The organism is Chromohalobacter canadensis (assembly GCF_034479555.1).
Taxonomy (GTDB): domain Bacteria; phylum Pseudomonadota; class Gammaproteobacteria; order Pseudomonadales; family Halomonadaceae; genus Chromohalobacter; species Chromohalobacter canadensis.
In genome coordinates, this window is record NZ_CP140151.1 from 2,462,839 (window position 1) to 2,485,944 (window position 23,106).

Genomic DNA, 23,106 nt, shown 5'->3' on the forward strand with positions numbered 1-23,106 from the left:
GCAAATTCGCAATGGATCGCTTCCATGTCTCGCACTGCACTCATACTGCGCCATGTTTCATTCGAGGATCTTGGGCACTGGAAAAGCGTCTTGGAATCTGCCGATTATATCTTGGAATACATAGATAACGGCGTTGAAGAGCTTGATAGTCGCGACCCCTTGGCTCCGGACTTGGTGATAGTGCTGGGCGGCCCAATCAGCGTTAACGATAAGCTGGACTATCCTTTTCTGAGCGACACGCAACGATTTTTGAGTAAGCGTCTGGAGCTTGGTATGCCCACGCTTGGAATCTGCCTAGGAGCGCAGATGATGGCTCAAGCCTTAGGTGGAGAAGTCGTGTCTCAGCCACGAGTAGAAATTGGCTTCAAGGCGCTTTCACTCTCGTCTTCCGGGCGCTTGGGGCCCTTGCGACATCTAGAAGGGGTGCCAGTACTCCATTGGCATGGTGAGCGCTTTACGTTGCCTGAGGGAGCAACGGCTCTGGCTTCGACAGACGTTTGCCCGGTCCAGGGATTTAGCTTTGGCAATACGCTGATGGGCTTACAGTTTCATCCAGAAGTGGGGAGTGGTGGCTTTGAGCGGTGGTTGATCGGGCATACGCTGGAGTTGGCAAAGGCGGATATATCGCCTGAAAATTTGCGTCAGCAAGCCTTGCTAAATGGCCCGCTTCTCAAAAAGGCGGGGCAAAAACTGCTTCGAGATTGGCTAGCAGGTTTCGCTTCATGACTCAGGTAACTGTTCTGGCAGGTCGCACTGTGCCCTTGGTCGGCAGCGACAAAACCAGTGCCATTGCCAAGACGCCCATTACAGATTCCTGCTACTTGGGTTGGGAAGGGTTCGAGGTTGATGAGCAAGCTGATCGTCGCCTTCATGGCGGCGTCGAGAAAGCGGTTCATCATTATCCATTTGAACACTACGCTACTTGGCAACACGAACTCGGTAACCTATCTGTGTTGCGCTCAGCGGGAGCTTTCGGTGAGAACCTGTCAACAGTGGGTTTAATGGAACATACAGTCGCTGTTGGCGATATTTTTCGTCTTGGTGAGGCGACTCTGCAAGTTTCACAGGGGCGGCAACCCTGTTGGAAGCTGAATTTACGCTTCGGCGTCTCGGATATGGCGTTGCGACTGCAGAACTCCGGTCGTACGGGGTGGTACTACAGAGTGCTCGAGCCCGGGGTGGTAGGGTGCGGTGATACGCTGATCAAGTTGGATAGCCCAAGCCCAGGATGGACGTTGTACCGTATCTGGCATTCACTTTATGTCGATACTCTTAATTTTGACGTCTTGAGTGTCATTGCCGGCCTCGACGGCTTATCCGACTCGTGGCGCAAGATCGCGTCGAAAAGGCTGCAAACGCGCCAAGTCGAAAACTGGAATCCCCGTCTCTATAGTCGGTAGTCAGCTATGCTTAGCTCCATGGTGTGGAATCTATCCCCCTTATGCCTCTTTGCTAATTTTGCCCCCCGGGCATCGTGGGTAGGAGCGGCCATGCCACTGGCAGATCCGCGATAAGCTTTTCGACTACGCGGGGCGCTACCGCAAGGCCGATGGCGCGACAGGCAAGGACTAGTTGATGATGCGCTAATCACGCTAACGGTTTATGATGGAACAGCGAAATTCACTTTGATGGAGAGACGAAAATGGCTTGGATGACCCCGGAAGTGAAGGAAATCTGCATCGCACTGGAAATCAACGATTACATGCCCGCCGAATTCTGAGGCGGCGTTGTATATTCATGTACTTGTCGGGTCCCGTGTGATTGACTACCCGCTTGGTAAATAACTCAGGACGCTTGGTCTGCCATTCCTTCATCATCGCAATCGGTGATTGATGGTGCAGCGCCTTCTGCGGGATGTGGTGATTGTACAGCCAGGTGTAGCGTTTGAGCGTCTGCTCCAGGTCCTCGCCTGAGGTATAGCGCCGAGTCGCCAGCACATCGCTGATACGGCCGTTGAAGCGCTCCACCATGCCGTTTGTCTGCGGTCTTCCCGGCTTGATCAGACGGTGCTCGATACCAAGGGCCTGGCACTCTTGGTCAAACGGGTGATTCCCGCTGGGCTTGCGCTCCCCCGCCCGCGTGAAGCGATCGGTGAATGACTTGCCGTTGTCGGTCAGTACCGTCTGGACCTGGAAGGGAGCCTTCTCCTCCACCCGCTTCATGAACGCCCGCGCATCCTTCGCGGACTGGCTGCGTCTCACCTCCAGATGGACCCAGCGCGTGGCGCGATCGATGGCGACGTACAGGTAGCGTTTTTGCTCCTCATCGGGCATCCGGGGCAGGTGCTTGATGTCGATGTGCACGTAGCCCGGCTCATAATCTTTGAAGGGCTTGTGCCGGGGTTTCTCATCGTCGCCCGCGTCCCGTCTAGACAGCTCTGCCAGTGTCGGCACCTCGCGCCGCTTGAGCATGCGATGCAGACCAGAACGCGACAAGCCAGGATTGAGGAACTCACGCGCCACGACGAGCAGATCATCCAGGCCGAGGCGCAGGAATTCGCGCGCCGCGATCAGCACCTCTTCCTGTTCGGAAGTGAGCGTGGCCAGCAGGTTGTGACGCGTGTGCGGTCGGTCCTGGACATCGTCACGGTACCGCCAGCGCCGGATGGTCGAGACGGCGACGCCGTACTGGCGTGCTAGCTCGCTGTCGCTGATGCTGGAAGGCGCTGCCTGGATCTCGGCCCGGATCTTCGGAGTGGTGGTCGCCTGTTTATGTAGCTTGATGTCCATATCCTTGCTCCCGGATGAACTGGTGAAGAAGCTCCTTGGCGGCCAGCAAAGGATAACTTCTATAGCTCATCTGATCATCCGGGACCCTACATGTACTCGGGGCGGCCGCCGGTGGCGGCCTCCCTCAGTGGAACTGTCGTTGCGATGTATGCCGGCTGGCGTGGGCGGGCGACCCGCGCGTCACGCCGCGAACCCAATCTTCTCTGGCCGTGAGCGCCGATGGCCGCTCGTGGGCCTTGATCAATTGCGCCCCCGAGGTGCTGACCCAGATACGCCGGACCCCTGCGCTGTTTCCGCGGCAGGGGCAGCGTGACACTCCGATAGCCTCGATCTTGCTGACCAACGGCGACGTCGACCATGTCGGCGGTCTGCTGAGTCTGCGTGAAAGTTCGCCCTATCGCCTTTATGCCACGTCGGAAATTCATGCCGCGTTGCGCGACAGCCCGGTCTTCAACGTCCTCAATCCCGACTATGTCGAACGCGTCGGCGTTGATCTGGAGCAGACCCTGACGTTAACCGATGGGCTCGAAGCGCGGATATTCGCGGTGCCCGGCAAGGCAGCGCTGTACCTGGAGGGCGAGGACCCCGACATCGGCAGCGAAGGCGAGGCCACCGTGGGCGTGGAGTTTCGCGTCGGCGCGCGACGTGCCTATTACATCCCCGGTTGCGCGGCGCTGACCGAGCGTTTGGCGGCGCGTCTCGAGGGCGCCGACCTGGTGCTGTTCGATGGCACACTATGGCGTGATGACGAGATGATCCGCGCCAGCGTTGGCCACAAGACGGGGAGCCGCATGGGGCACATGTCGATGGCCGGCGAGTCGGGCAGTATGGCGGCGATGTCGTCTCTGAACATCGGGCGGCGTGTCTTCATCCATATCAACAACACCAATCCGGTGTTGATCGACGATTCCCCGGAGCGCCGGGAAGCCACGCGTCACGGTTGGGAAATCGCCCACGACGGCATGGAACTGGAATGCTGATGAGTGATATTGAAACCCCGATCCGCGAGGCGTTGAGCGCGGACGACCTGGAAGCACGTTTACGGGCGATAGGCGAGCAGCGTTACCATCACCGTCACCCTTTTCAGCTCATGCTGCAAAACGGTGAGTTGAATCGCCGTCAGGTGCAGGCATGGGCCCTCAACCGCTATTACTATCAGTCGATGATTCCGCTCAAGGATGCCTCGCTGATCGCACGCCTCGACGACCCGGCGCTGCGCCGCGAGTGGCGCGCCCGGCTGGTGGACCACGACGGTGAAGCGGAGGGCGAGGGCGGCATCTCGCGTTGGCTGACGCTCACCGACGGGTTGGGACTGGACCGCGAGATGGTGGTCTCGACCCGGCGGGTTCTGCCAGCTACACGTTTCGCGGTGGAGGCTTACCTTCATTTCGTGCGCGAGCGCAGCGTGCTGGAGGCCATTGCCTCGTCGTTGACCGAGCTGTTTTCACCGCTGGTGATCGGCCAGCGGGTCAGTGGCATGCTCAAGCACTACGACTTCGTCTCCGCCGAGACTCTGGCCTATTTCGAACCGCGTCTGACCCAGGCGCCGCGGGATGCGGAGATGGCGCTCGACTACGTCAAGCGCCATGCCGAACGTCCGGATCAGCAGCAGGCGGTGCTCGAGGCATTGATATTCAAATGCCAGGTGCTGTGGACACAACTGGACGCCTTGCATCACGCCTATGTCGCGCCCGGCCATGTGCCACCCGGGGCCTGGGATGGCGAAGCGCAAACAGAGGCGTTATGACGGCAATTCAGGAAAGCGACATCGTGCGCCTGCCACGCGGCGTCAGGCTGCGCGAAGATAAGCAGCGGGGTGGCTGGGTATTGCTGGCGCCCGAGCGTGTCTTTCAGCTCGATGGCATTGCTCAAACCGTGGTCAGCCAGGTGGATGGCGAGCGCAGCGTCGGCGCGATCATCGATCAGCTGTGCGAGACCTATCAGGCGCCGCGCGAGCGTATCGCCCAAGACGTGACGGCCATGTTCGCTGGGTTGGTCGAGAAACGTGTCCTGGAGGTCGCATGACACATTCGCAAGCTTATGATGTGCAGCCGCCTATGGGGATGCTGGCGGAGTTGACGCACCGCTGCCCGCTGCAGTGCCCGTACTGCTCCAATCCCGTGGCGCTGGAGCGCCGCCGCCAAGAGCTGGATACCGCGACCTGGCAACGCGTCTTCGCCGAAGCCGCCGAGCTTGGCGTGCTGCAAGTCCATCTCTCGGGCGGCGAGCCCGCGCTGCGCCCCGACTTGCCCGAACTGGTAAAGGCCTGCGTTGACGCGGGCTTGTATTCCAACCTGATTACCGCCGGCGTCAACATCGACCGCGCCCGGCTGGAGACCCTGGCGGATGCGGGCCTCGATCACGTTCAACTGTCGTTTCAGGGCGCGACGCCCGAGGTGACTGATCACGTCGCCAACATGACCGGCGCCCATGCGCGCAAGCGCGCCTTCGCCGCCGAGGTGACGGACATTGGGCTGCCGTTGACGTTGAACGCGGTGATTCACCGCGCCAACCTGCATCAGATCGATGAGTTCGTGGATCTGGCCGTAGAATTGGGCGCGCGGCGGCTGGAGATCGCCCATGCGCAGTACTATGGCTGGGCGTTGGTCAATCGCGCGGCTCTGATGCCGAGTCGCGAGCAGGTCATGGAGGCTGTCGAGCGGGTCGAGGCCGCGCGTGAACGCCTGCAAGGGCGCCTGGTCATCGATGCCGTAGTGCCGGATTACCATGCGCGTCTGCCCAAGCCTTGCATGAACGGCTGGGGGCGTCAGTCACTCAATGTGACGCCATCGGGCAAGGTGCTGCCATGCCATGCAGCGGAGACGATCCCGCACCTGGAGTTCTGGAATGTCGCGGATCATGGGCTGGGCGATATCTGGTACGACAGCCCGGCCTTCAACGCCTATCGCGGTACGGATTGGATGCCCGAGACTTGCCAGAGCTGCGAGCGCAAGGAAATCGACTGGGGCGGCTGCCGTTGTCAGGCGCTGATGCTCACCGGTGATGCCGCGCAGATGGACCCGGTATGCGAAAAATCGCCTTATCACGACGAGGTCCAGACCTTGGCAGTGCTCGATGCCGCGGGGGATCCCGACTTCACCTATCGGCGCTTTGCGCGGACGACCGAGGGCGCCTGACGATCCACCGACGCGTCTTGCGTGACGGGGGCGTGTTCGCCTCCCGGTGGCCTTGCTACACTGCGCGCTTGTCGAAGGTCGCGCCGTGAGGCGCAGTCGAGGAGAACGTCACGCGTGAGTGATACCGCCGAGCCTGTCAGTGCCGATACCGCCTCGGTCGCGTCCCAAGCGGCTGTATTGGCGCGCCTGCACGATCAGCCGATCACCGAACTGCCGGAAGATCTCTACATTCCGCCCGAGGCGCTGCGCGTCTTTCTCGAGACCTTCGAAGGGCCGCTCGATCTGTTGCTGTACCTGATCCGACGCCAGAATCTCGACATCCTGGGTATCGACGTAGCGGCGATCACGCATCAGTACATCGAATACGTCGAGTTGATGCGTGCGCTGGAGATCGATCTGGCCGGCGAGTATTTGCTGATGGCCGCCATGTTGGCGGAAATCAAGTCGCGTACGTTGTTGCCGCGTCCGCCCAAGAGCGAGGATGAGGACGCGGAAGACCCGCGTGCCGAGTTGATCCGTCGCCTGCAGGAATACGAGCAGTTGAAGTTGGCCGCCGAGGGGCTGGATGAGCTGCCGCGCGAAGGGCGCGACTGGGTAGCGGCTCAGGCCGCGCTACCCACGCTCGAAACCCGGGTGGTGCATCCCCGAGTCGAGCTGGATGAGCTTCTACACGCCCTGTCAGGATTGCTCAAGCGGGCTGAGTTTCAGCAGTCTCACCAGATCAGTCGCGAGGTGCTGTCCACCCGCGAGCGCATGTTACGTATCATGGAGCAACTGGACGGCCAGCGTTATACCCCGTTCGAGACGTTGTTCACGCTTGAGGAAGGGCGCGCGGGCGTGGTGGTGACCTTCATGGCGATTCTCGAACTGGCCAAGGAGGCGATGATCGAGATCGCGCAGAACGCGCCGCTGTCGCCGATTCATGTGCGTGCTCGATTGTCGGCCGAGTCGGTCGACGACACCGCCGGGACGGACGATGACGATGGCGGGGAAAGCGCCTTTGCCGATGCCGAAGAGGACCCCTGATGAATGAGGCGTCGACGTCTCTCGACGAAGTCTGCGAAGCAGCATTGTTGGCCGCCGGCGAACCGTTGACCTCTGAACGCCTGGAGAGTCTGTTCGACGAGCGTGAGCGTCCATCGCGTGGTGAGTTGCGCGATGCCTTGGCGCGCCTGGGCGAGCGCCTCGAACATAGCGCTTTGGAACTCATCGAGACCGCATCTGGGTTTCAAGTGCGCATCCGTGCACGCTTTTCTCCTTGGATATCGCGGCTGTGGGATGAAAAACCGCAGCGTTATTCGCGCGCGCTGCTGGAGACCTTGGCACTGATCGCCTATCGTCAACCAGTGACCCGTGGCGATATCGAAGAGGTTCGTGGCGTCTCTGTCAGCAGCTCAATCATGCGTACCCTGACCGAACGGGGATGGATCCGCGTCGTGGGGCAGCGTGACGTGCCGGGGCGGCCGTCGGTCTATGCGACGACACGTACTTTTCTCGACGACTTCGGCCTCAAGACGCTCGATGCCTTGCCGCCGATGCACGAACTCAAGGAATTCGAGACGCGTTTCGAGGAGGCCCTGGGGCATAGCGACGCGTCGCTATCATCAGCGCGTGACAGTCACGCCGACAACGCCGAGAATACGCCTCTGGACGAGGATGCCACAGCGGTATCCGAGGACACGCAAGATCTAACGACGGCCGGGATGGCCGACGACCAGCACGCCGAGACGGCGTCCGAGCGGTCGGGATTGAGTTTCGCCGAACTCGAGACTCGCCTGGCCGAACGCGCCCGCCGGCGCACGGAGGAGGCCGAACCGTCCCATCCGGACGACGACGCCCACGCGGCGGACGCGGAACATTCAACAGACGAGACAACGTTCGATTCATGAACACGCCTACCGAAAAATTGCAGAAGGTCCTGGCCCGCGCGGGCTTCGGCTCGCGCCGTGAGATGGAAACGGCCATCACCGATGGCCGCGTCAAGGTCAACGGCCAGGTCGCTACACTGGGTGATCGCATCGAGACGCGTGACCGGGTCACCCTCGACGAGCGCCCCGTCAACCTGCGCGCTGCCGAGGAAGTGCCGCGGCGCGTCATCATGTACAACAAGCCCGAGGGCGAGTTGTGTACGCGCCGTGATCCCGAGGGAAGGCGGACTGTCTTTGACCGCCTGCCGCGCCTCAAAGGGGAGCGCTGGATCGCCATCGGTCGCCTGGATATCAATACCAGCGGTCTGTTGCTATTCACCACTGACGGGGAGCTTGCCAATCGCTTGATGCATCCCTCCACGCAGGTCGAGCGCGAATACGCGGTACGCGTGATGGGCGGCGTTCGCCAGGAGCACGTGACTGCCATGACCGAGGGCGTGATGCTCGAAGATGGTCCGGCGCGTTTCACCGATGTTCAGGAGTTCGGTGGCGAAGGGATCAATACGTGGTTCCACGTGGTGATTCTCGAAGGGCGCAATCGCGAGGTGCGACGGCTCTGGGAGTCGCAAGAGCTCACGGTGAGCCGCCTCAAGCGAGTTCGTTACGGCAATATTTTCCTCGATAAGCGCGCCAAGGCGGGTGAATGGGTCGAGCTTTCCCAGGAAGAAGTAGACGACCTGGCGCAATTGGCAGGCCTGTCGGCGCGCAAGGTACCCGCGTTGACGCCCGACGAGCAGAACCGTTGGAGCCGCGACAAGAACAAGCGCCGCCCGGTCAATGCCATGCGCAAGCCGAAGAGCTCGCGGCGCTCTCAGTGAGCGGCTTTTCAGCAAAAAAATCTTGTCAATGTCGAGTGTTATCAGTACTATGTGCGCCCTATCGGGACGGGTCGTTAGCTCAGTGGTAGAGCAGTTGGCTTTTAACCAATTGGTCGTAGGTTCGAATCCTACACGACCCACCATTGGCAAGCGTCATTGAATGGCGTGGTGCGATGATACGTTTCGAAGACCCGGCGGCGGGTCGTTAGCTCAGTGGTAGAGCAGTTGGCTTTTAACCAATTGGTCGTAGGTTCGAATCCTACACGACCCACCATTGCCGCCGACAACTGTCTGAATGGACAGATTATGGGTCGTTAGCTCAGTGGTAGAGCAGTTGGCTTTTAACCAATTGGTCGTAGGTTCGAATCCTACACGACCCACCAGCATTCAACCCCGTCTCGCATGAGGCGGGGTTTTTGCGTTCTGGGCGCTATGCGGCGGTGACGATATTCGTGCGAGCATGATGCTGGCATGCCTGCGTCGACGGGCAGTATCATGACATCGGGTGCGATGTGTCCGCGAAGAGATCGCGGCGCGACGCTTCTCGTTATGCAGGGGGATCCCCTGCCAGTCACAGTGGTAGACACGATGACGATCATGACACCGAAAGCGCCTGAGGCAGCCTCGTCGCTGGTCCGTGCGTACTGCCCGGACGCGACGACTGAACAGGCACGTGCGCAAACCGAAACGATCAAGCGTTTGCTGAGCGAGCGTAATGCCACCTTGGTGGCGCATTACTACACCGACGATGCCATTCAGCAACTGGCCGAGGAAAGCGGCGGTTGTGTGGCTGATTCCCTGGAGATGGCGCGCTTCGGCGCCCGGCACTCGGCCACGACCTTGGTGGTGGCAGGGGTCCGCTTCATGGGCGAGACCGCCAAGATCCTGTCCCCCGAAAAGCACGTGTTGATGCCCACGCTGGAAGCGACTTGCTCGCTGGACGAGGGCTGTCCGGCGGATGAGTTCGCGGCCTTCTGCGATGCGCATCCCGACCGCACGGTCGTGGTTTATGCCAATACCTCGGCGGCGGTCAAGGCGCGCGCGGATTGGGTGGTGACTTCATCGATCGCGATCGAGGTGATCGAGCACCTCCAGGCCCGCGGTGAAAAGATCCTGTGGGCGCCGGATAAGCACCTGGGGCGCTATATCCGCGAGCGTACTGGTGCCGACATGCTGCTCTGGGATGGCGCCTGCATCGTGCACGAGGAGTTCAAGGCCCAGGGCGTGCTGGATCTCAAGAAGGTTTATCCCGACGCTGCCTTGCTGGTGCACCCCGAGTCGCCGATGGGGGTGGTCGAACTGGCCGACGTGGTGGGTTCGACCTCGCAGTTGATCAAGGCCGCGCGCGAACTCGACCAGCAACGCCTGATCGTGGCCACCGACCGCGGTATTTTCTACAAGATGCAGCAGGCGGTGCCGGACAAGACGCTGCTCGAGGCGCCCACGGCGGGCAACGGCGCGACTTGTCGGAGTTGCGCGCACTGCCCGTGGATGGCAATGAATGACCTGGATCGCCTTGAGCGCGCCCTCAGCGAAGGCGGTGGCGAGATTCACATCGAGGCGGCGTTGCGTCAGCGAGCTCTCAAACCCCTGGAACGGATGCTGGCGTTCGGCCGCTGACTGGCGCTCGGCTGCTGAACAGTGGCAACGGCCGCGTGAGTATCGTCACAGCGTTTCGGTACGCACGACGCGCATCGATAGGTCGACGGCTTTGACGTCCTTGGTCAACGCACCGATGGAGATGCAGTCGACTCCGGTGTCGGCGATATCGCGCAGGGTTGCCTCGCTGACATTGCCGGAGGCTTCCAGGCGGCTGCGCCCGGCCGTGCGTGTGACCGCCTCGCGCAGCGTCTCGAGATCGAAGTTGTCGAGCATGATGGTGTCCGCGCCTGCGGAGAGTGCCGCGTCGAGCTCGTCGAGCGTTTCTACCTCTACTTCCACCGGCAGGTCGCTAGCGATGCGGCGTGCGGCGGTGACGGCCTTGGCAATGCCGCCGCAGGCGGCGATATGGTTTTCCTTGATCAGGAAGGCGTCGTGTAGTCCGAGGCGGTGGTTGTGGCCGCCGCCGCAGGTGACGGCGTATTTCTGCGCCAAGCGCAGGCCGGGCAGGGTCTTGCGAGTATCCAGCAGTGCCACGCCGGTGTCGGCGACCCGCGCCCTGTAATCGCGCGTGCGTGTCGCCGTGCCCGAGAGTGTCTGCAGCAGGTTTAAGGCTGCGCGCTCACCGGTCATCAGGCTGCGCGCGGGGCCTTCCAGTTCGAGAAAGGTCTCTTCGGGCTCCAGCGCATCGCCATCGGCGGCATGCCAATGGAGCTTGACGCTTGGGTCGAGGCGCCGATAAAGCTCGTCGACCCAGGCCACTCCGCACAGCACCGCGTCCTCGCGGGCCACGACCCGTGCCCAGGCCCACTGCTTGGCGGGAATCAACTGTGCAGTGATGTCGCCGGGGCCAACGTCCTCGGCCAGCAGGCGGGCGGCACTGGTGCGGATATCTTCCGCGAGAGCTTCGCGATATTGCATGTCAGGCGCCTTTCTTTGATGTGCGACAATATGGGTATTATATCGGGATCATGGCAATTCGGTCAGGGGTACGCGAGTCATCCGGGCGCGTCTTGGCAAAGACGCATCTCGAAAGCGACATCCGCATGCCGTCCCGAAAGACGCGTTTCGAACAGTGCACGTCGATAAGTGTACGTCGATAAAATAGGAGCAGGCATGCGGGTCGACAATCACTGGCTCACCACGGCGCGACACGTCGTCTCGCCCAATCATAACGCGCGCCCCGAGGGGGAAGTGTCGGCATTGGTGCTGCATGCCATCAGTCTGCCGCCGGGGAGCTTCGGTGGCGAGGCCATCGAGCGTTTGTTTACCAATCGTCTCGACCCCGGCGCGCATCCCTACTTTGCCACGATTCACGCCTTGCGGGTCTCGGCGCATGTGCTGATCCGTCGTGACGGCGAAGCGGTGCAGTTCGTGGGATTCGACCGGCGCGCCTGGCATGCCGGTCGCTCTCGCTGGAGGGATGGCCAGCGTGAACGCCGTGAACTCAACGACTTCAGTATCGGTATCGAGTTGGAAGGCGACGATATTCATGCCTATCGCGACGCGCAGTATCGTTGTCTGGTGCGCGTATTTACCGCCTTGCGAGCACAATATCCTGCCTTGAGTGTCGAACGGATGACCAGTCACGCGCATATTGCGCCGTTGCGCAAGACCGACCCCGGCCCGGCCTTTGACTGGGCCTATTTTCGTCGTTGTCTCGAGGAGATGGTGGACTCAGCGTCCTGCTGAACTGCATGCGTGTAAATTCACTACATCGTGTAAGACTTTGTTGTACCCCTGCGATATGGCCTAAGCGGGCATGGTCAATAAGTATTTTGCAAGTCGCTTGCGGCCTATCGAATTGGCAGCAGACGGCGTTTGCGGTATCGTCGTGCCCTGAATCCGTGCGTCTTGCACGCCCCGCTGTAAGGAAATTACAGAAAGTTTTCTCGGAGACACGACCCAAAGAAGGTCGCGCCCGCACTGAAGAGCGCCACAGGCCCCATCGCGATGCGTAGACGGGCCATGACCGACATACAATCTTCATTCGGAGAGACGTCTATGAGTCTGGAGGCAAGAAACGATCTCGATCCGATCGAAACCACGGAATGGCTGGATTCCTTGGCCTCGGTCATCGAGCATGAGGGCGAAGAGCGCGCTCGGTATATCATGAGCCGCTTGGCGGATCGTCTGCGTCGCGATGGCTCTTCACCCCCCTTTTCCGGGACTACGCCGCATCGCAACACCATTCCGGTGCATCGTGAAGCCAAGATGCCCGGCGATATGTTCATCGAGCGCAAGATACGTTCGGCTATTCGCTGGAACGCGATGGTGCAGGTGCTGCGCGCCAACAAGAAGCACAAGGGCCTGGGCGGTCATATCGCCAGTTATCAGTCCAGTGCGACCTTGTACGAAGTGGGTTTCAACCACTTCTTCCGCGCAGACAATGGCGACCATAAGGGCGATTTGCTGTATATCCAGGGGCACGTCACGCCGGGCATCTATGCGCGCTCATTCCTGGAAGGCCGTCTGACGCAGGAGCAGATGGACAACTTCCGTCAGGAAGTCGACGGCGAAGCGCTGCCTTCTTACCCCCACCCGTACCTGATGCCGGAGTACTGGCAGTTCCCCACGGTTTCCATGGGACTGGGTCCGATCCAGGCAATCTATCAGGCCCACGTGATGAAGTATCTGCATTCGCGTGAGCTCGAGGACATGAAAGACCGCAAGGTCTGGGCGTTCCTGGGCGACGGCGAGTGCGATGAGCCGGAATCGCTGGGCGCGCTGCATCTGGCCAGCCGCGAGAAGCTCGACAACCTGATCTTCGTCATCAACTGCAACCTGCAACGTCTCGACGGGCCGGTGCGCGGCAATTCGCGCGTTATCGACGAGCTCGAAGGCGTCTTCCGCGGTGCCGGTTGGAACGTGATCAAGGTCATCTGGGGCGGTCAGTGGGACCCGCTGTTCGAACAGGACACCAAGGGCATGCTGCAAAAGCGCATGGATGAGGCGGTCGACGGCGAGTACCAGAACTACAAAGCTCAGGGTGGCAAGTACACCCGCGAGCATTTCTTCGGCAAGTACGATGAAACCGCGGAGATGGTCGAGGATTACTCCGACGAGCAGATCTTCCGTCTCAATCGCGGCGGTCACGATCCGCAGAAGGTCTACGCGGCCTACCATGAAGCGGTCAACAATGCCGGCAATCAGCCCACCGTGATCCTGGCGCACACCGTCAAGGGCTATGGCATGGGTGGCGGCAGCGGCGAAGCCGACATGGAAGCCCACCAGATCAAGTCGATGGATACCGACGCCCTCAAGGCGTTTCGCGATCGTTTCGGCGTGCCGATCTCTGACGAGCAGATCGACAGCGGTGACATCCCATACTACAAGCCTGACGACGACACCCCGGAGATGAAGTATCTGCATCTCCAGCGTGAAAAGCTCGGCGGCTTCTTGCCGGCGCGCAAGAACGACTTCGAGGCACTCGAGATCCCCGGTCTCGATGACAAGATGTTCGCCAGCCAGCTCAAGGGTTCCGGCGACCGTGAAGTATCCAGCACGATGTCCTTCGTGCGTGTGCTCAATGGCTTGGTCAAGAACAAGCAGCTCGGCTCGCGTGTGGTACCGATCATTCCCGACGAGGCACGTACGTTCGGGATGGAGGGCATGTTCCGTCAGCTCGGCATCTACGCCGCCGAAGGCCAGAAATACGAGCCGATGGATGCCGGTCAGATCATGTACTACCGCGAGGACCAGAAGGGCCAGATTCTCGAGGAAGGCATCACCGAAGCCGGTTCTATCTCCGCGTGGATCGCGGCGGCGACGGCGTATGCCAACCACCATCTGCCGCTGATTCCGTTCTACGTCTATTACTCGATGTTCGGCTTTCAGCGCGTCGGTGATCTGGTCTGGGCCGCCGGCGACCTGCAGGCGCGTGGTTTCATGATCGGCGGCACCGCCGGGCGTACCACCATCAATGGCGAAGGCCTGCAGCACCAGGACGGTCACAGCCATATCCTGATGTCGACCGTGCCGTCGTGCCGTGCCTACGACCCGTGCTATGGCCACGAAGTCGCGGTGATCCTGCAGGATGGCCTGAAGCGCATGTTCCAAGACAAGGAAAACTGCTTCTACTACCTGACCGTGATGAACGAGAACTACCCGCACCCGGAGATGCCGAAGGGCAGCGAGGAAGGCATCATTCGCGGCATGTATCTGCTGCAGGAAGGCAAGAAGGATGGTCGCAAGAAGCAGCCGCGCGTGCAGCTCATGGGCAGCGGGACGATTCTGCGTGAAGTCGAGGCTGCCGCCGAGATGCTGGCGGAAGAGCACGACGTCGTCGCCGATGTGTGGAGTGTGACCAGCTTCAACGAACTGCGTCGCGAAGCGCTCGAATACGACCGGTTGCAGTTCCTCGACTACGATGAAAAGCGTGAGCAGCCGTGGGTGTCACAGCAACTGGCTGGTGTCGAAGGGCCGGTCATCGCCTCGACCGATTACATGAAGCTCTACGCCGATCAGATTCGTGCTTGGGTACCGAGTGACTTTCACGTGCTGGGGACCGATGGTTTCGGGCGTTCCGACACGCGTGAAGCGCTGCGTCGTTTCTTCGAAGTCGACCGCTACTACGTCACCATTCAAGCGCTGCGCGCGCTGGCCAACCGCGGTGAGATCGACGCCAAGGTCGTCAATGATGCCATGAAGAAGTACGGCATCGACCCCGCCAAGCCCAGCCCGCTGGTGTCTTGAGCCCCGTTGATGTCTTGGACCGAAGGGTCCCATCAAGGTGCCGTCACCGCTTAAATGCGGTGGCGGCCATGGCCAGATTGCCTGGTCTGATCGCGTCATCCGGTCGGTATCGAGGGCCGGAGCGATCAGACCGCCAGATTGGAAAGGAGCGCGACCTTGAGTAGCGAAATCATCAAAGTTCCCGATATCGGCGGTAGCGAAGGCGTCGAGATCATCGAGGTGGCGGTATCCGAGGGCGATGTCATCGCGCCCGAGGACACCATGATCACTCTGGAATCCGACAAAGCCAGCATGGACGTCCCTGCGCCCAAGGGCGGTAAGGTCGTCAAAGTGCTGGTCAAAGAAGGCGACAGCGTCTCCGAGGGCGACGATATTCTCGAGCTCGAAGCGGAAGGCGGTGGCGACGACGATGCTAAGGATGCTCCGTCGCAGGAAAGCAGTGCATCAGGCGATAGCGACGAAGATCAAGACGACGCCAAGCCCGAAAAGGCGGCGCCGAAGAAGAAGTCTTCCGGTGGCGGCAAGCGCACCGTCGAGATCAAGGTGCCGGATATCGGTGGCAGCGAAGGCGTCGAAATCATCGAGGTGCCGGTCAGTGAGGGCGATGAGGTCAGCGCGGAAGACTCGCTGATCACGCTGGAATCCGACAAGGCCTCCATGGACGTACCGAGCCCCTACAGCGGCAAGCTCGTCTCGTTGGCGGTCAAGGAGGGCGACAGCGTCTCCGAGGGTGATCTGATCGGCAGCATGGAGATCGCCGGCGAAGGTGACGACGAAGACGACGATACCGACGAAGCGCCGGCGGAAGGCGACTCCGGCAGTGCCGAGTCGGACGCGGACACCGAGGATCAAGACGCCGACGAGGATGCCGAAGAAGGCGGCGACGAGGGAGGCCGCAAGGAACTCCGCGTCCCGGATATCGGCGGCAGCGAGAACGTGCCGATCATCGAATTGGCGATTAGCGAAGGCGATGAGATTGACGCGGAAGATACGTTGATCACGCTGGAATCCGACAAGGCCTCCATGGACGTGCCCAGCCCCTACAAGGGCAAGGTGGTCGAGGTCTCGGTCAAGGAAGGCGACAGCGTCTCCGAGGGTGACCTGATCGGCTATATAGAAGCGGCTGGCACCAAGAAGCCGGCCAAGAAAGCCGATGCCGGCAAGAAGCCCGACGCTGGTAAGGCGGATCAGAAGGCCGATGCCGGCCAGCAAAAAGCCAGTGCTGCCAAGCACCCGGCGGGCGAGCCGAGCCCCGAAGCGCGTCACAAGCAAGGCGACGACAAGACGGCGGGTGCTCATGTGCATGCCGGTCCGGCGGTGCGCATGCTGGCCCGCGAACTGGGTGTCGATCTGGCCCAGGTCACACCTACCGGGCCCAAGCGCCGCGTGCTGAAGGAAGACGTGCAGGGCTACGTCAAGAATGCGCTTCAGCAGCGTTCCAGCGGCGCCGAGAAGGGGGCAGCGCCGAGTGGCGGTGCGGGCATTCCGGCGGTGCCGGACATCGACTTCAGCCAGTTCGGCGAGGTCGAGGAAAAGCCCATGGGTCGCCTGATGAAAGCGGGCGCGGCCAACCTGCATCGCAGCTGGCTCAACGTACCGCACGTGACTCAGTTCGACGAAGCGGATATCACCGAGCTCGAAGCCTTCCGCAAGTCGATGAAGGACGAGGCCGCCAAGCAGGACGCCAAGCTCACGCCGCTGCCGTTCATGATCAAGGCCTGCGCCTATGCCTTGCAGAAGTTCCCGCAGTTCAACGTCAGCCTGAAGAGCGACGGCGAGACCCTGGTGCAGAAGCATTACGTGCACATCGGCATCGCCGTGGACACGCCGGACGGGTTGATGGTGCCGGTGATCCGCAACGCCGACCAGAAATCGTTGATCGACCTGGCCAAGGAATCGGTCGAGCTGGCCGGCAAGGCGCAGTCGAAGAAGCTCAAGCGCGAGGAGATGACCGGTGGTTGCTTCACCATCTCCAGCCTGGGCTCCATCGGCGGGACTGCCTTCACGCCCATCGTCAACGCCCCGGAAGTCGCCATCCTCGGCGTTTCCAAGGCGCAGACGAAGCCGGTGTGGGACGGTGCGGAGTTCGCCCCAAGGCTGATGATGCCGCTGTCGTTGTCCTACGACCACCGGGCAGTCAACGGCGCCGACGCGGCTCGCTTCACGGCCTTTTTGGCCCAGGCGCTGAGTGATATTCGTCGCCTGCTGATGTGATCCAAGCGCGTTCACGACGTGACAAAAGCGGCCCTCTCGGGGGCCGCTTTTTTATGTCGCGACAAACGGAGCCGGCTTTCACGCGCGCGACGAAAGTACAACGCTTCAGGTAACTCCATGAAAAAAGGCGAATTATGGCGCTTGGAGCCGGCCGCTCCCAAGGCGGGCGTGCTTGTGCCGCTTGAGCCGTGCAGGTATCGTCATGGGCCATTCCCAAGGCAATGGCGTGCGCTTCATGGGGCATGTCATGGCCGACAACGAACATGTGATGACTCGTTCAAGGAGCACTATCGATGCGTTTGATCTTGTTGGGCGCCCCGGGCGCAGGCAAGGGCACCCAGGCCCAATTCATCTGCGAATATTTCGACATTCCGCAGATCTCCACCGGTGACATGTTGCGTACGGCGGTCAAGGAGGAAAGTGAACTGGGACTCAAGGTCAAGGAGATCATGAACAGTGGCGGGCTGGTGTCCGACGATATCATCATCTCGCTGGTCAAGGAGCGTATCGCCCAGCCGGATTGCGCCAACGGTTTCCTGTTTGATGGCTTCCCGCGCACGATTCCCCAGGCCGATGCCATGAAAGACGCTAACGTCAAGCTCGACCACGTTCTGGAAGTTGCCGTGGACGACGAAGAAATCGTCAAGCGTCTGGCGGGCCGCCGAGTGCACCCGGGTTCGGGGCGTGTCTATCACGTCGACTACCAGCCGCCCAAAGAAGAGGGCAAGGATGATGTGACGGGCGAGGCAATCGTGCTGCGTGACGACGACCAGGAATCGACCGTGCGCAACCGTTTGTCCGTGTATCATGAACAGACCGAGCCGCTGGTGAAGTATTACCGCGAATGGGCACAGCAAGACCCGCAAAGCGCGCCAGCCTACCACCGTGTCGAAGGCACTGGCAGTGTCGAGTCGATTCGCCAGCAGGTGCTGACGGCGCTCGAGGGATAAACCTCTCTGCTTGCTGCGCGGCGTCCCTGGCGCCGCGTAATGACGACCTGCGTCAAGATTGCATCGGGCGGTGCGCCGGGCGTTTTGCCAATGACTGATGGCACGTTTATAGTGCGTGCTCACCCGCTGCTCAATGATCGCCGATGCCTACTCTGTTGGCCCTGGATGCCTCTACTAGCGCCTGTTCTTGCGCCCTGTGGCGCGATGGCCATGTCATCTCCCGTTATCGTGACGCCCCGCGTCAACACACCCAACTGCTGATGCCGATGGTCGATGACGTGCTGGCCGAGGCAGGCGTCGGTCTCTCCGATCTCGATGCGTTGGCTTACGGTCGTGGGCCGGGCTCGTTCACCGGCTTGCGTATCGCTGCCGGGACGGCGCAGGGGCTGGCTTTCGCACTCGAGTGTCCCTTGATCGGCGTATCTACTTTGGAAGCCCTGGCGCTTGCTGCGCATCGGCGTCTCCATGCGCGCTATGTGGTGGCGGCAATGGACGCGCGCATGGACGAGATATACGCCGCTGCCTATCGTTGCCACGACGGCACGCTCGAGCCACTCGTGGAGGAAGCCGTGTTGATACCGGAGCGGTTGCGCCTGCCTGCGGCCTTTCACGATGTCGACTGGGTTGGCATCGGCTCGGGCTGGACCTTACGCGAGCGTATGCCCGTCGAGGTGCAATCGGCGCTCGGCCAATGCCTGAGCGAGCCGCAGCCTGCCGCCGAAGACATGGTGCGACTGGCGGCACAGGCCTGGGAGGCGGGGGAGCGTCCCGCCGCCGACGAGGCGGTCCCGGTGTATTTGCGCAATGAAGTGGCGTGGAAACGCGCCTAAGCGTTTCTTAAGCTCCCGAGAATAATAATGGCGTGCTCGCACGCTCGTACGCAGCGTCATTTTTTCGTTGCTTCAAGGACATTTCATGGATTGGTTGCACGTCGTTGCGCTGGCCATCATTCAAGGCCTTACCGAATTCCTGCCCATTTCGTCATCCGCTCACCTGATTCTCCCGTCGCAGTTGCTGGGCTGGCCCGATCAAGGATTGGCCTTCGATGTGGCTGTACATGTCGGCTCGCTCGCCGCGGTGGTGCTGGTCTTTCATCGTGAAGTGACTCGAATCGTGCGTGATTGGGTGGCGCAGTGTCGCGGCGGGCCGGCAACGCCGGAAAGCCGCCTGGGCTGGGCGGTGATTATCGGGACGCTGCCGGCCGTGGTCATCGGTTTCTTGCTGGAAAACGTCATCGAGTCGTACCTGCGTGCCTCGTTGGTGATCGCGATCACCACGCTGCTCTTCGGTTTGCTGCTGTGGTGGGCGGATGTACGCGGTAGTCGCCGCCATGCGTTGACCGCGATGTCGCTGCGCAATGCGCTGATCATCGGGCTCGCCCAGGCTTTGGCATTGATACCTGGGACGTCGCGGTCGGGGATTACCATTACCGCCGCCTTGCTGTTGGGCTTTACCCGCCAGGCCGCCGCGCGTTTCTCGTTCTTGTTGTCGATCCCACTGATTCTTGCCGCTGGTTCGCTCAAGGGCATTGAGCTTGTCGAAGCGGGCGAGGGTGTGGCCTGGGGCACGATCATCGCGGGGACGCTGATGTCATTCGTCGCGGCGTGGCTGTGCATCAAGTTGTTTCTCGCCGCGCTGGATCGCATCGGCATGCTGCCGTTCGTCATCTACCGTCTGATTCTGGGCATCGTTCTGTTGGTGTGGGTTGCATGAGCGAATCCGTCGTCGCCATGGGCGAGCCATTGCGCGACCTGGCCGCGCGGCTGGGGCTGCCTTGGCAAGCCGAGGGCGACGCCAACGCTGCCTTGCGATTGGTGATGACGCCTGAAGGATTGGCGCTATCGGGCGAGGCGCGGCGCTACGGTGCGCCGATTCGGGTCGACTTCACCGCCGGCAAAGTCGCGCACCGGCGCCGCTTCGGCGGTGGGCGTGGGCAACTGATCGCCAAAGCATGCGGACTGGCGCACGGTGTGACGCCGAGCATCGTCGATGCCACGGCGGGGCTGGGGCGTGATGCCTTCGTGCTGGCGAGTCTCGGCGCCGAGATTTTATTGATCGAGCGCGTGGCGGCGATATACGCCCTGCTCGAAGATGGCGTGCGGCGTGCCCGAGCGGATGAAGAGGCCGCCGAGATCGTGGCGCGCATGCGGGTGGCGAATGGCGATGCCGCGCGTGAGCTGGCGACGCTGGTGGCGCTTCACGACGTTGCGCCGCAGGTGGTGCATCTCGACCCCATGTTCCCACACCGTGACAAGAGCGCGTTGGTCAAGAAGGAGATGCGCGTCTTCCGCGAACTGGCCGGTGACGATGACGACGCGTCACGTTTGCTGGAGGCTGCCCTGGACGTTGCTACGCACCGGGTAGTGGTCAAGCGCCCCCGCCGCGCGCCGCCGCTTGAGGGCCCGGCACCCGATCACGTGCTCGAGGGCAAGACCAGTCGCTATGATCTCTACGTGCATCGCAGCCTGAAATCCGCGTGACGATAATTTTCACGCACCTGATACTACGATGACCGGCGATGTACCAACTGGGTCAGGCGGTGGTGCAGGCTGGGATCGAAGAGTGCTTGCCCGCGACGCTGAGCGTTTTCGAGCGAGCTGTCATAGCATAGTTTGTCGTTTTCCTGCCATAACCAGCCCTGAGACTCGAGGGTGTCGAGCAAGCCGCTGAACAGGCGTTTGTCGAAGAACTCCGGTGCGTTGAGCCCGGAGAGCAGGGTGAGGCGTTCAGCCAACTGACGGCTTTGTTCCTCTAGCGCCTCGCGGGTCAGGGTGCCGCTTCCTTCGCGTAGCAACACGGCCAACAGCAGATAACCGCGCTCCAGGGTTGGCTGTACCAGCCGACCTAGCAGGCGTAGATGCTCGCTGCTGGCCAGGTGCCCCGCCGGGCGCTCCCAACCGTGATCGGTCTCAATCAGCAGGTCTTCTGACGCGAGCGCCGCCAAGGCGCGTTCCAGCCGCGTCGAAAAGGCATCGACGGGCAGGTGAAACTCATGCGCGAGTACCGGCCACGCGGGCCCCAAGAGAGTCAGCAGCTCCTCGGTATTGAAGCGTGCGTTATGCCGATACGCGAAGGCGACCAGTGCCATGTCGATGTACAAGTGCAAGACGTTGTTGCGATACCACGTCAATAAAGTGGCCTGTTCTGGCGTGGCGAGTACGAGTTCGCCGAGTGCCTGTTGGCGGCGTTCGATGAACTCCAATTGAGCGGTATGGGCGATCCAGTCCCGAGGCTCGCCTTCGGGCAGAGTGATTCGCTCACCGCCCGGTAGATGCTGCCTCAAATCCACTAGCAAGCGCATATGACGCTCGAGCAGGTCGGCCTCGATGGCATGGTGCGAATTGGCCAGAAGCCCCAGGGCGACCAGCGAAACCGGCGTGATGGCCGCTGCCGCGTTGATGCGCTGGCCCAGGCTGGCGCCCAGCGCGGGCACGGCCTGGTTCAGCCAGTCGGGGCGTGTTTGGCGGCGGTTGTCTCGCCAATCGGGTACCTGGCGGTCGAGAAAGCCGCTGAGCATGAGCGGCTCGCCGACATTGACCGTGACATGCCCGTATGACTGTCGCAGGCGACGCACGATGCGCAACAGGTCGAGGGGCGATTCCTTCTTCTTGTGCCCGCCGCGCAATTCCTTGAGGTAGCTACCGCTTTCCAGGACCTTCTCGTAGCCGACGTAGACCGGCACGAAGGCGACCTCGCGACGGGGATCGCGGGCGAAGGAGCGTAGGGTCATGGCGAGCATGCCTGGGCGCGGCGCCAGCATTCGCCCGGTGCGCGAGCGGCCACCTTCGATGAAGTACTCGAGTGGGTGCCCGCGGGAGATCAGGCGATGCACGTACTCGTTGAACACCGCCGCGTAGAGGCGGTTGTCACGAAAGCTGCGGCGCAGGAAGAACGCCCCGCCGCGACGTAGCAGTGCGCCGATCACCGGCATGTCGAGGTTACGGCCCGCCGCAATGTGCGGCGGCATCAATCCCTCGCGAAATAGTGCATAGGACAACAACAGATAGTCGATATGGCTGCGATGACAGGGCACGTAGATCAACTCGTGGTCGCCGGCCAGCGCCTTGACGTCATCGAGTCCGTTGACGGTGACGCCGTCGTAGAGGCGATTCCAGAGCCGGCGTAGCAGTTGGTAGAGGAAACGCAACACCGGGTATGAGGTGTTGGAGGCAATCTCGCGGCCATAGCGCAGCGCGCGGCGTGTTTCACGCTCGGGGCTGGTGCCGCGGGCGGTGGCCGCGTCGGAGATCGCCTGGCGCACTTGTGGGCTGTCGACCACGCCGCGGATCAGCGTGTTACGGTGCGAGAGGTCGGGGCCCAGCACGCGGGCGCGAACACGACGAAAGTGAACGCGCAGCACGCGTGCCGTCTTGCGCTGGGCGACCGGTAGCGGACGTGTCTCGACCAGCGTGCGTAGTTGCAACGGTGCGCCGATATGCACTTGCACGTGCTTGCCATTGATCGCCATCGACAAGAGTCGGCGCAGGCGTCCGCTCCACTGCCAGCTATCCGCCGCGAGCAGTTTCCAGAAGCCGAAGTCCTTGCCCGGGGCGCGCCCCCAGAACACGCTGACCGGCACTAGCTGTATATCTCGCCCGGGTTCGTCGGCTAGCTGTGCCAGTAAGGTGTCGAGGTGCGGTGAGTGCCGCCCGCGTACCTTTGTCAGCCCACGGCTGAGTCGGGGCAGGGCGATACAAGCGGGAAGGCGCGTCTCGCCGAGCGTGACGCTGCCTCGGGCGCTGGGCAAGCCCTCGCGGCGGGTCATCAGTTCGAGTGCCAATCTGTCCGAGAAGGCGGGATGCGGCAGCACGTAAAGTGTGGGGCGCGTGGCATCGAGCACGGGCCGTGGCGCTTCGACATGACGATAATCGAGCCAGTGACCGAGCAGCGTGCGGCACAGGGCGCGCAAGGGAGCGAGGAGCGTGCGTAGAACAGCCATCCATTAGCCTTGAAGGAACGCGATGAAGCAGTATAGCCAGCCAGGCCGGGTAGGCCCAAGGCCGGCGCTTTTCAGCGACGTTGCAAACGTGCGTCAA

Annotated in this window: 20 protein-coding genes, 3 tRNA genes and 1 pseudogene; 21 read left to right on the top strand and 3 right to left on the bottom strand. The window is 61.6% G+C overall.

All coding sequences use genetic code 11. The annotated features are described in order from the left end of the window. Positions 1 to 24: 24 nt before the first annotated feature. The 3 genes from SR908_RS11655 to pqqA all read left to right on the top strand — a co-directional run bounded on the left by SR908_RS11655 (position 25) and on the right by pqqA (position 1,720). Positions 25 to 726 (top strand): glutamine amidotransferase, encoded by a 702-nt coding sequence (locus SR908_RS11655; RefSeq protein ID WP_246924404.1) that lies wholly within the window; start codon positions 25 to 27, stop codon positions 724 to 726. Beyond that, positions 723 to 1,400 carry an MOSC domain-containing protein gene (locus SR908_RS11660; protein WP_246924407.1) on the top strand — a complete coding sequence of 226 codons (678 nt, stop codon included), beginning with the start codon at positions 723 to 725 and terminating at the stop codon, positions 1,398 to 1,400. Before SR908_RS11655 ends, SR908_RS11660 begins: the two co-directional genes overlap by 4 nt. A 251-nt stretch (positions 1,401 to 1,651) precedes the next feature. Continuing rightward, positions 1,652 to 1,720 carry a pyrroloquinoline quinone precursor peptide PqqA gene (gene pqqA, locus SR908_RS16775; protein WP_407652258.1) on the top strand — a complete coding sequence of 23 codons (69 nt, stop codon included), beginning with the start codon at positions 1,652 to 1,654 and terminating at the stop codon, positions 1,718 to 1,720. Here the strand turns inward: pqqA and SR908_RS11665 are convergent. Next, positions 1,692 to 2,729 carry an IS481 family transposase gene (locus SR908_RS11665; RefSeq protein ID WP_322527358.1) on the bottom strand — a complete coding sequence of 346 codons (1,038 nt, stop codon included), beginning with the start codon at positions 2,727 to 2,729 and terminating at the stop codon, positions 1,692 to 1,694. The two genes, pqqA and SR908_RS11665, sit on opposite strands and share 29 nt — an antisense overlap. A gap of 98 nt (positions 2,730 to 2,827) precedes the next feature. Here SR908_RS11665 and pqqB point away from each other — a divergent pair. From pqqB to nadA, 11 genes and pseudogenes are all read left to right on the top strand, one after another. Next, positions 2,828 to 3,709 (top strand): annotated as a pseudogene (pqqB, locus tag SR908_RS11670) (pyrroloquinoline quinone biosynthesis protein PqqB); the annotation flags it as partial. After that, on the top strand, positions 3,709 to 4,476 hold the full coding sequence (pqqC, locus tag SR908_RS11675) for a pyrroloquinoline-quinone synthase PqqC (protein WP_246921466.1): 768 nt from the start codon (positions 3,709 to 3,711) through the stop codon (positions 4,474 to 4,476). The pseudogene pqqB and the gene pqqC, both read left to right, overlap by 1 nt. Next, on the top strand, positions 4,473 to 4,754 hold the full coding sequence (pqqD, locus tag SR908_RS11680; protein ID WP_040244607.1) for a pyrroloquinoline quinone biosynthesis peptide chaperone PqqD: 282 nt from the start codon (positions 4,473 to 4,475) through the stop codon (positions 4,752 to 4,754). Before pqqC ends, pqqD begins: the two co-directional genes overlap by 4 nt. Next, positions 4,751 to 5,866, top strand: a complete 1,116-nt coding sequence (gene pqqE / locus SR908_RS11685; protein WP_040244604.1) for a pyrroloquinoline quinone biosynthesis protein PqqE — start codon at positions 4,751 to 4,753, stop codon at positions 5,864 to 5,866. The genes pqqD and pqqE overlap by 4 nt, the downstream gene beginning before the upstream one ends. Positions 5,867 to 5,980: 114 nt before the next feature. Beyond that, entirely contained in the window at positions 5,981 to 6,892 is a 912-nt protein-coding gene (locus SR908_RS11690) for a segregation and condensation protein A (protein WP_040244601.1), read from the top strand. After that, positions 6,892 to 7,755 carry an SMC-Scp complex subunit ScpB gene (scpB, locus tag SR908_RS11695; RefSeq protein WP_040244600.1) on the top strand — a complete coding sequence of 288 codons (864 nt, stop codon included), beginning with the start codon at positions 6,892 to 6,894 and terminating at the stop codon, positions 7,753 to 7,755. Before SR908_RS11690 ends, scpB begins: the two co-directional genes overlap by 1 nt. Further along, a complete protein-coding gene (gene rluB / locus SR908_RS11700) occupies positions 7,752 to 8,612 on the top strand; it encodes a 23S rRNA pseudouridine(2605) synthase RluB (protein WP_040244597.1) in 861 nt (286 codons plus the stop codon). Before scpB ends, rluB begins: the two co-directional genes overlap by 4 nt. Positions 8,613 to 8,680: 68 nt before the next feature. Then, positions 8,681 to 8,755, top strand: a tRNA-Lys gene (locus tag SR908_RS11705). Positions 8,756 to 8,811: 56 nt separating this feature from the next. Next, positions 8,812 to 8,886 (top strand) — tRNA-Lys (locus tag SR908_RS11710). Between the two features lie 34 nt (positions 8,887 to 8,920). Further along, positions 8,921 to 8,995: transfer RNA gene (locus SR908_RS11715), tRNA-Lys, on the top strand. 205 nt (positions 8,996 to 9,200) lie between these two features. Further along, entirely contained in the window at positions 9,201 to 10,232 is a 1,032-nt protein-coding gene (gene nadA / locus SR908_RS11720) for a quinolinate synthase NadA (RefSeq protein WP_040244595.1), read from the top strand. A 45-nt stretch (positions 10,233 to 10,277) separates the two neighbouring features. On the opposite strand, the gene nadC is transcribed toward nadA, so the two are convergent. Continuing rightward, positions 10,278 to 11,132, bottom strand: coding sequence for a carboxylating nicotinate-nucleotide diphosphorylase (gene nadC / locus SR908_RS11725; RefSeq protein ID WP_040244593.1), 855 nt, complete (start codon positions 11,130 to 11,132; stop codon positions 10,278 to 10,280). A 195-nt stretch (positions 11,133 to 11,327) separates the two neighbouring features. On the opposite strand from nadC, the gene ampD reads away from it, so the two are divergent. From ampD to SR908_RS11760, 7 genes are all read left to right on the top strand, one after another. Then, a complete protein-coding gene (gene ampD / locus SR908_RS11730) occupies positions 11,328 to 11,903 on the top strand; it encodes a 1,6-anhydro-N-acetylmuramyl-L-alanine amidase AmpD (protein ID WP_040244591.1) in 576 nt (191 codons plus the stop codon). 312 nt (positions 11,904 to 12,215) lie between these two features. Continuing rightward, complete coding sequence (aceE, locus tag SR908_RS11735; protein ID WP_040244589.1) at positions 12,216 to 14,906, top strand: pyruvate dehydrogenase (acetyl-transferring), homodimeric type; 2,691 nt, start codon at positions 12,216 to 12,218, stop codon at positions 14,904 to 14,906. 156 nt (positions 14,907 to 15,062) lie between these two features. Next, positions 15,063 to 17,120: a dihydrolipoyllysine-residue acetyltransferase gene (gene aceF, locus SR908_RS11740; protein WP_246921470.1), complete on the top strand. Its 2,058-nt coding sequence runs from the start codon at positions 15,063 to 15,065 to the stop codon at positions 17,118 to 17,120. Between the two features lie 293 nt (positions 17,121 to 17,413). Continuing rightward, positions 17,414 to 18,070, top strand: coding sequence for an adenylate kinase (adk, locus tag SR908_RS11745; RefSeq protein WP_097022787.1), 657 nt, complete (start codon positions 17,414 to 17,416; stop codon positions 18,068 to 18,070). Between the two features lie 143 nt (positions 18,071 to 18,213). After that, a complete protein-coding gene (gene tsaB, locus SR908_RS11750) occupies positions 18,214 to 18,900 on the top strand; it encodes a tRNA (adenosine(37)-N6)-threonylcarbamoyltransferase complex dimerization subunit type 1 TsaB (protein ID WP_040244583.1) in 687 nt (228 codons plus the stop codon). An 85-nt stretch (positions 18,901 to 18,985) separates the two neighbouring features. Then, positions 18,986 to 19,783, top strand: a complete 798-nt coding sequence (locus SR908_RS11755; RefSeq protein WP_075370337.1) for an undecaprenyl-diphosphate phosphatase — start codon at positions 18,986 to 18,988, stop codon at positions 19,781 to 19,783. Then, positions 19,780 to 20,550 (top strand): class I SAM-dependent methyltransferase, encoded by a 771-nt coding sequence (locus SR908_RS11760; RefSeq protein ID WP_246921473.1) that lies wholly within the window; start codon positions 19,780 to 19,782, stop codon positions 20,548 to 20,550. Before SR908_RS11755 ends, SR908_RS11760 begins: the two co-directional genes overlap by 4 nt. Positions 20,551 to 20,573: 23 nt before the next feature. Here SR908_RS11760 and plsB read toward each other — a convergent pair whose 3' ends face one another. After that, positions 20,574 to 23,009, bottom strand: a complete 2,436-nt coding sequence (gene plsB, locus SR908_RS11765) for a glycerol-3-phosphate 1-O-acyltransferase PlsB (RefSeq protein WP_246921475.1) — start codon at positions 23,007 to 23,009, stop codon at positions 20,574 to 20,576. Between the last annotated feature and the right edge of the window lie 97 nt (positions 23,010 to 23,106).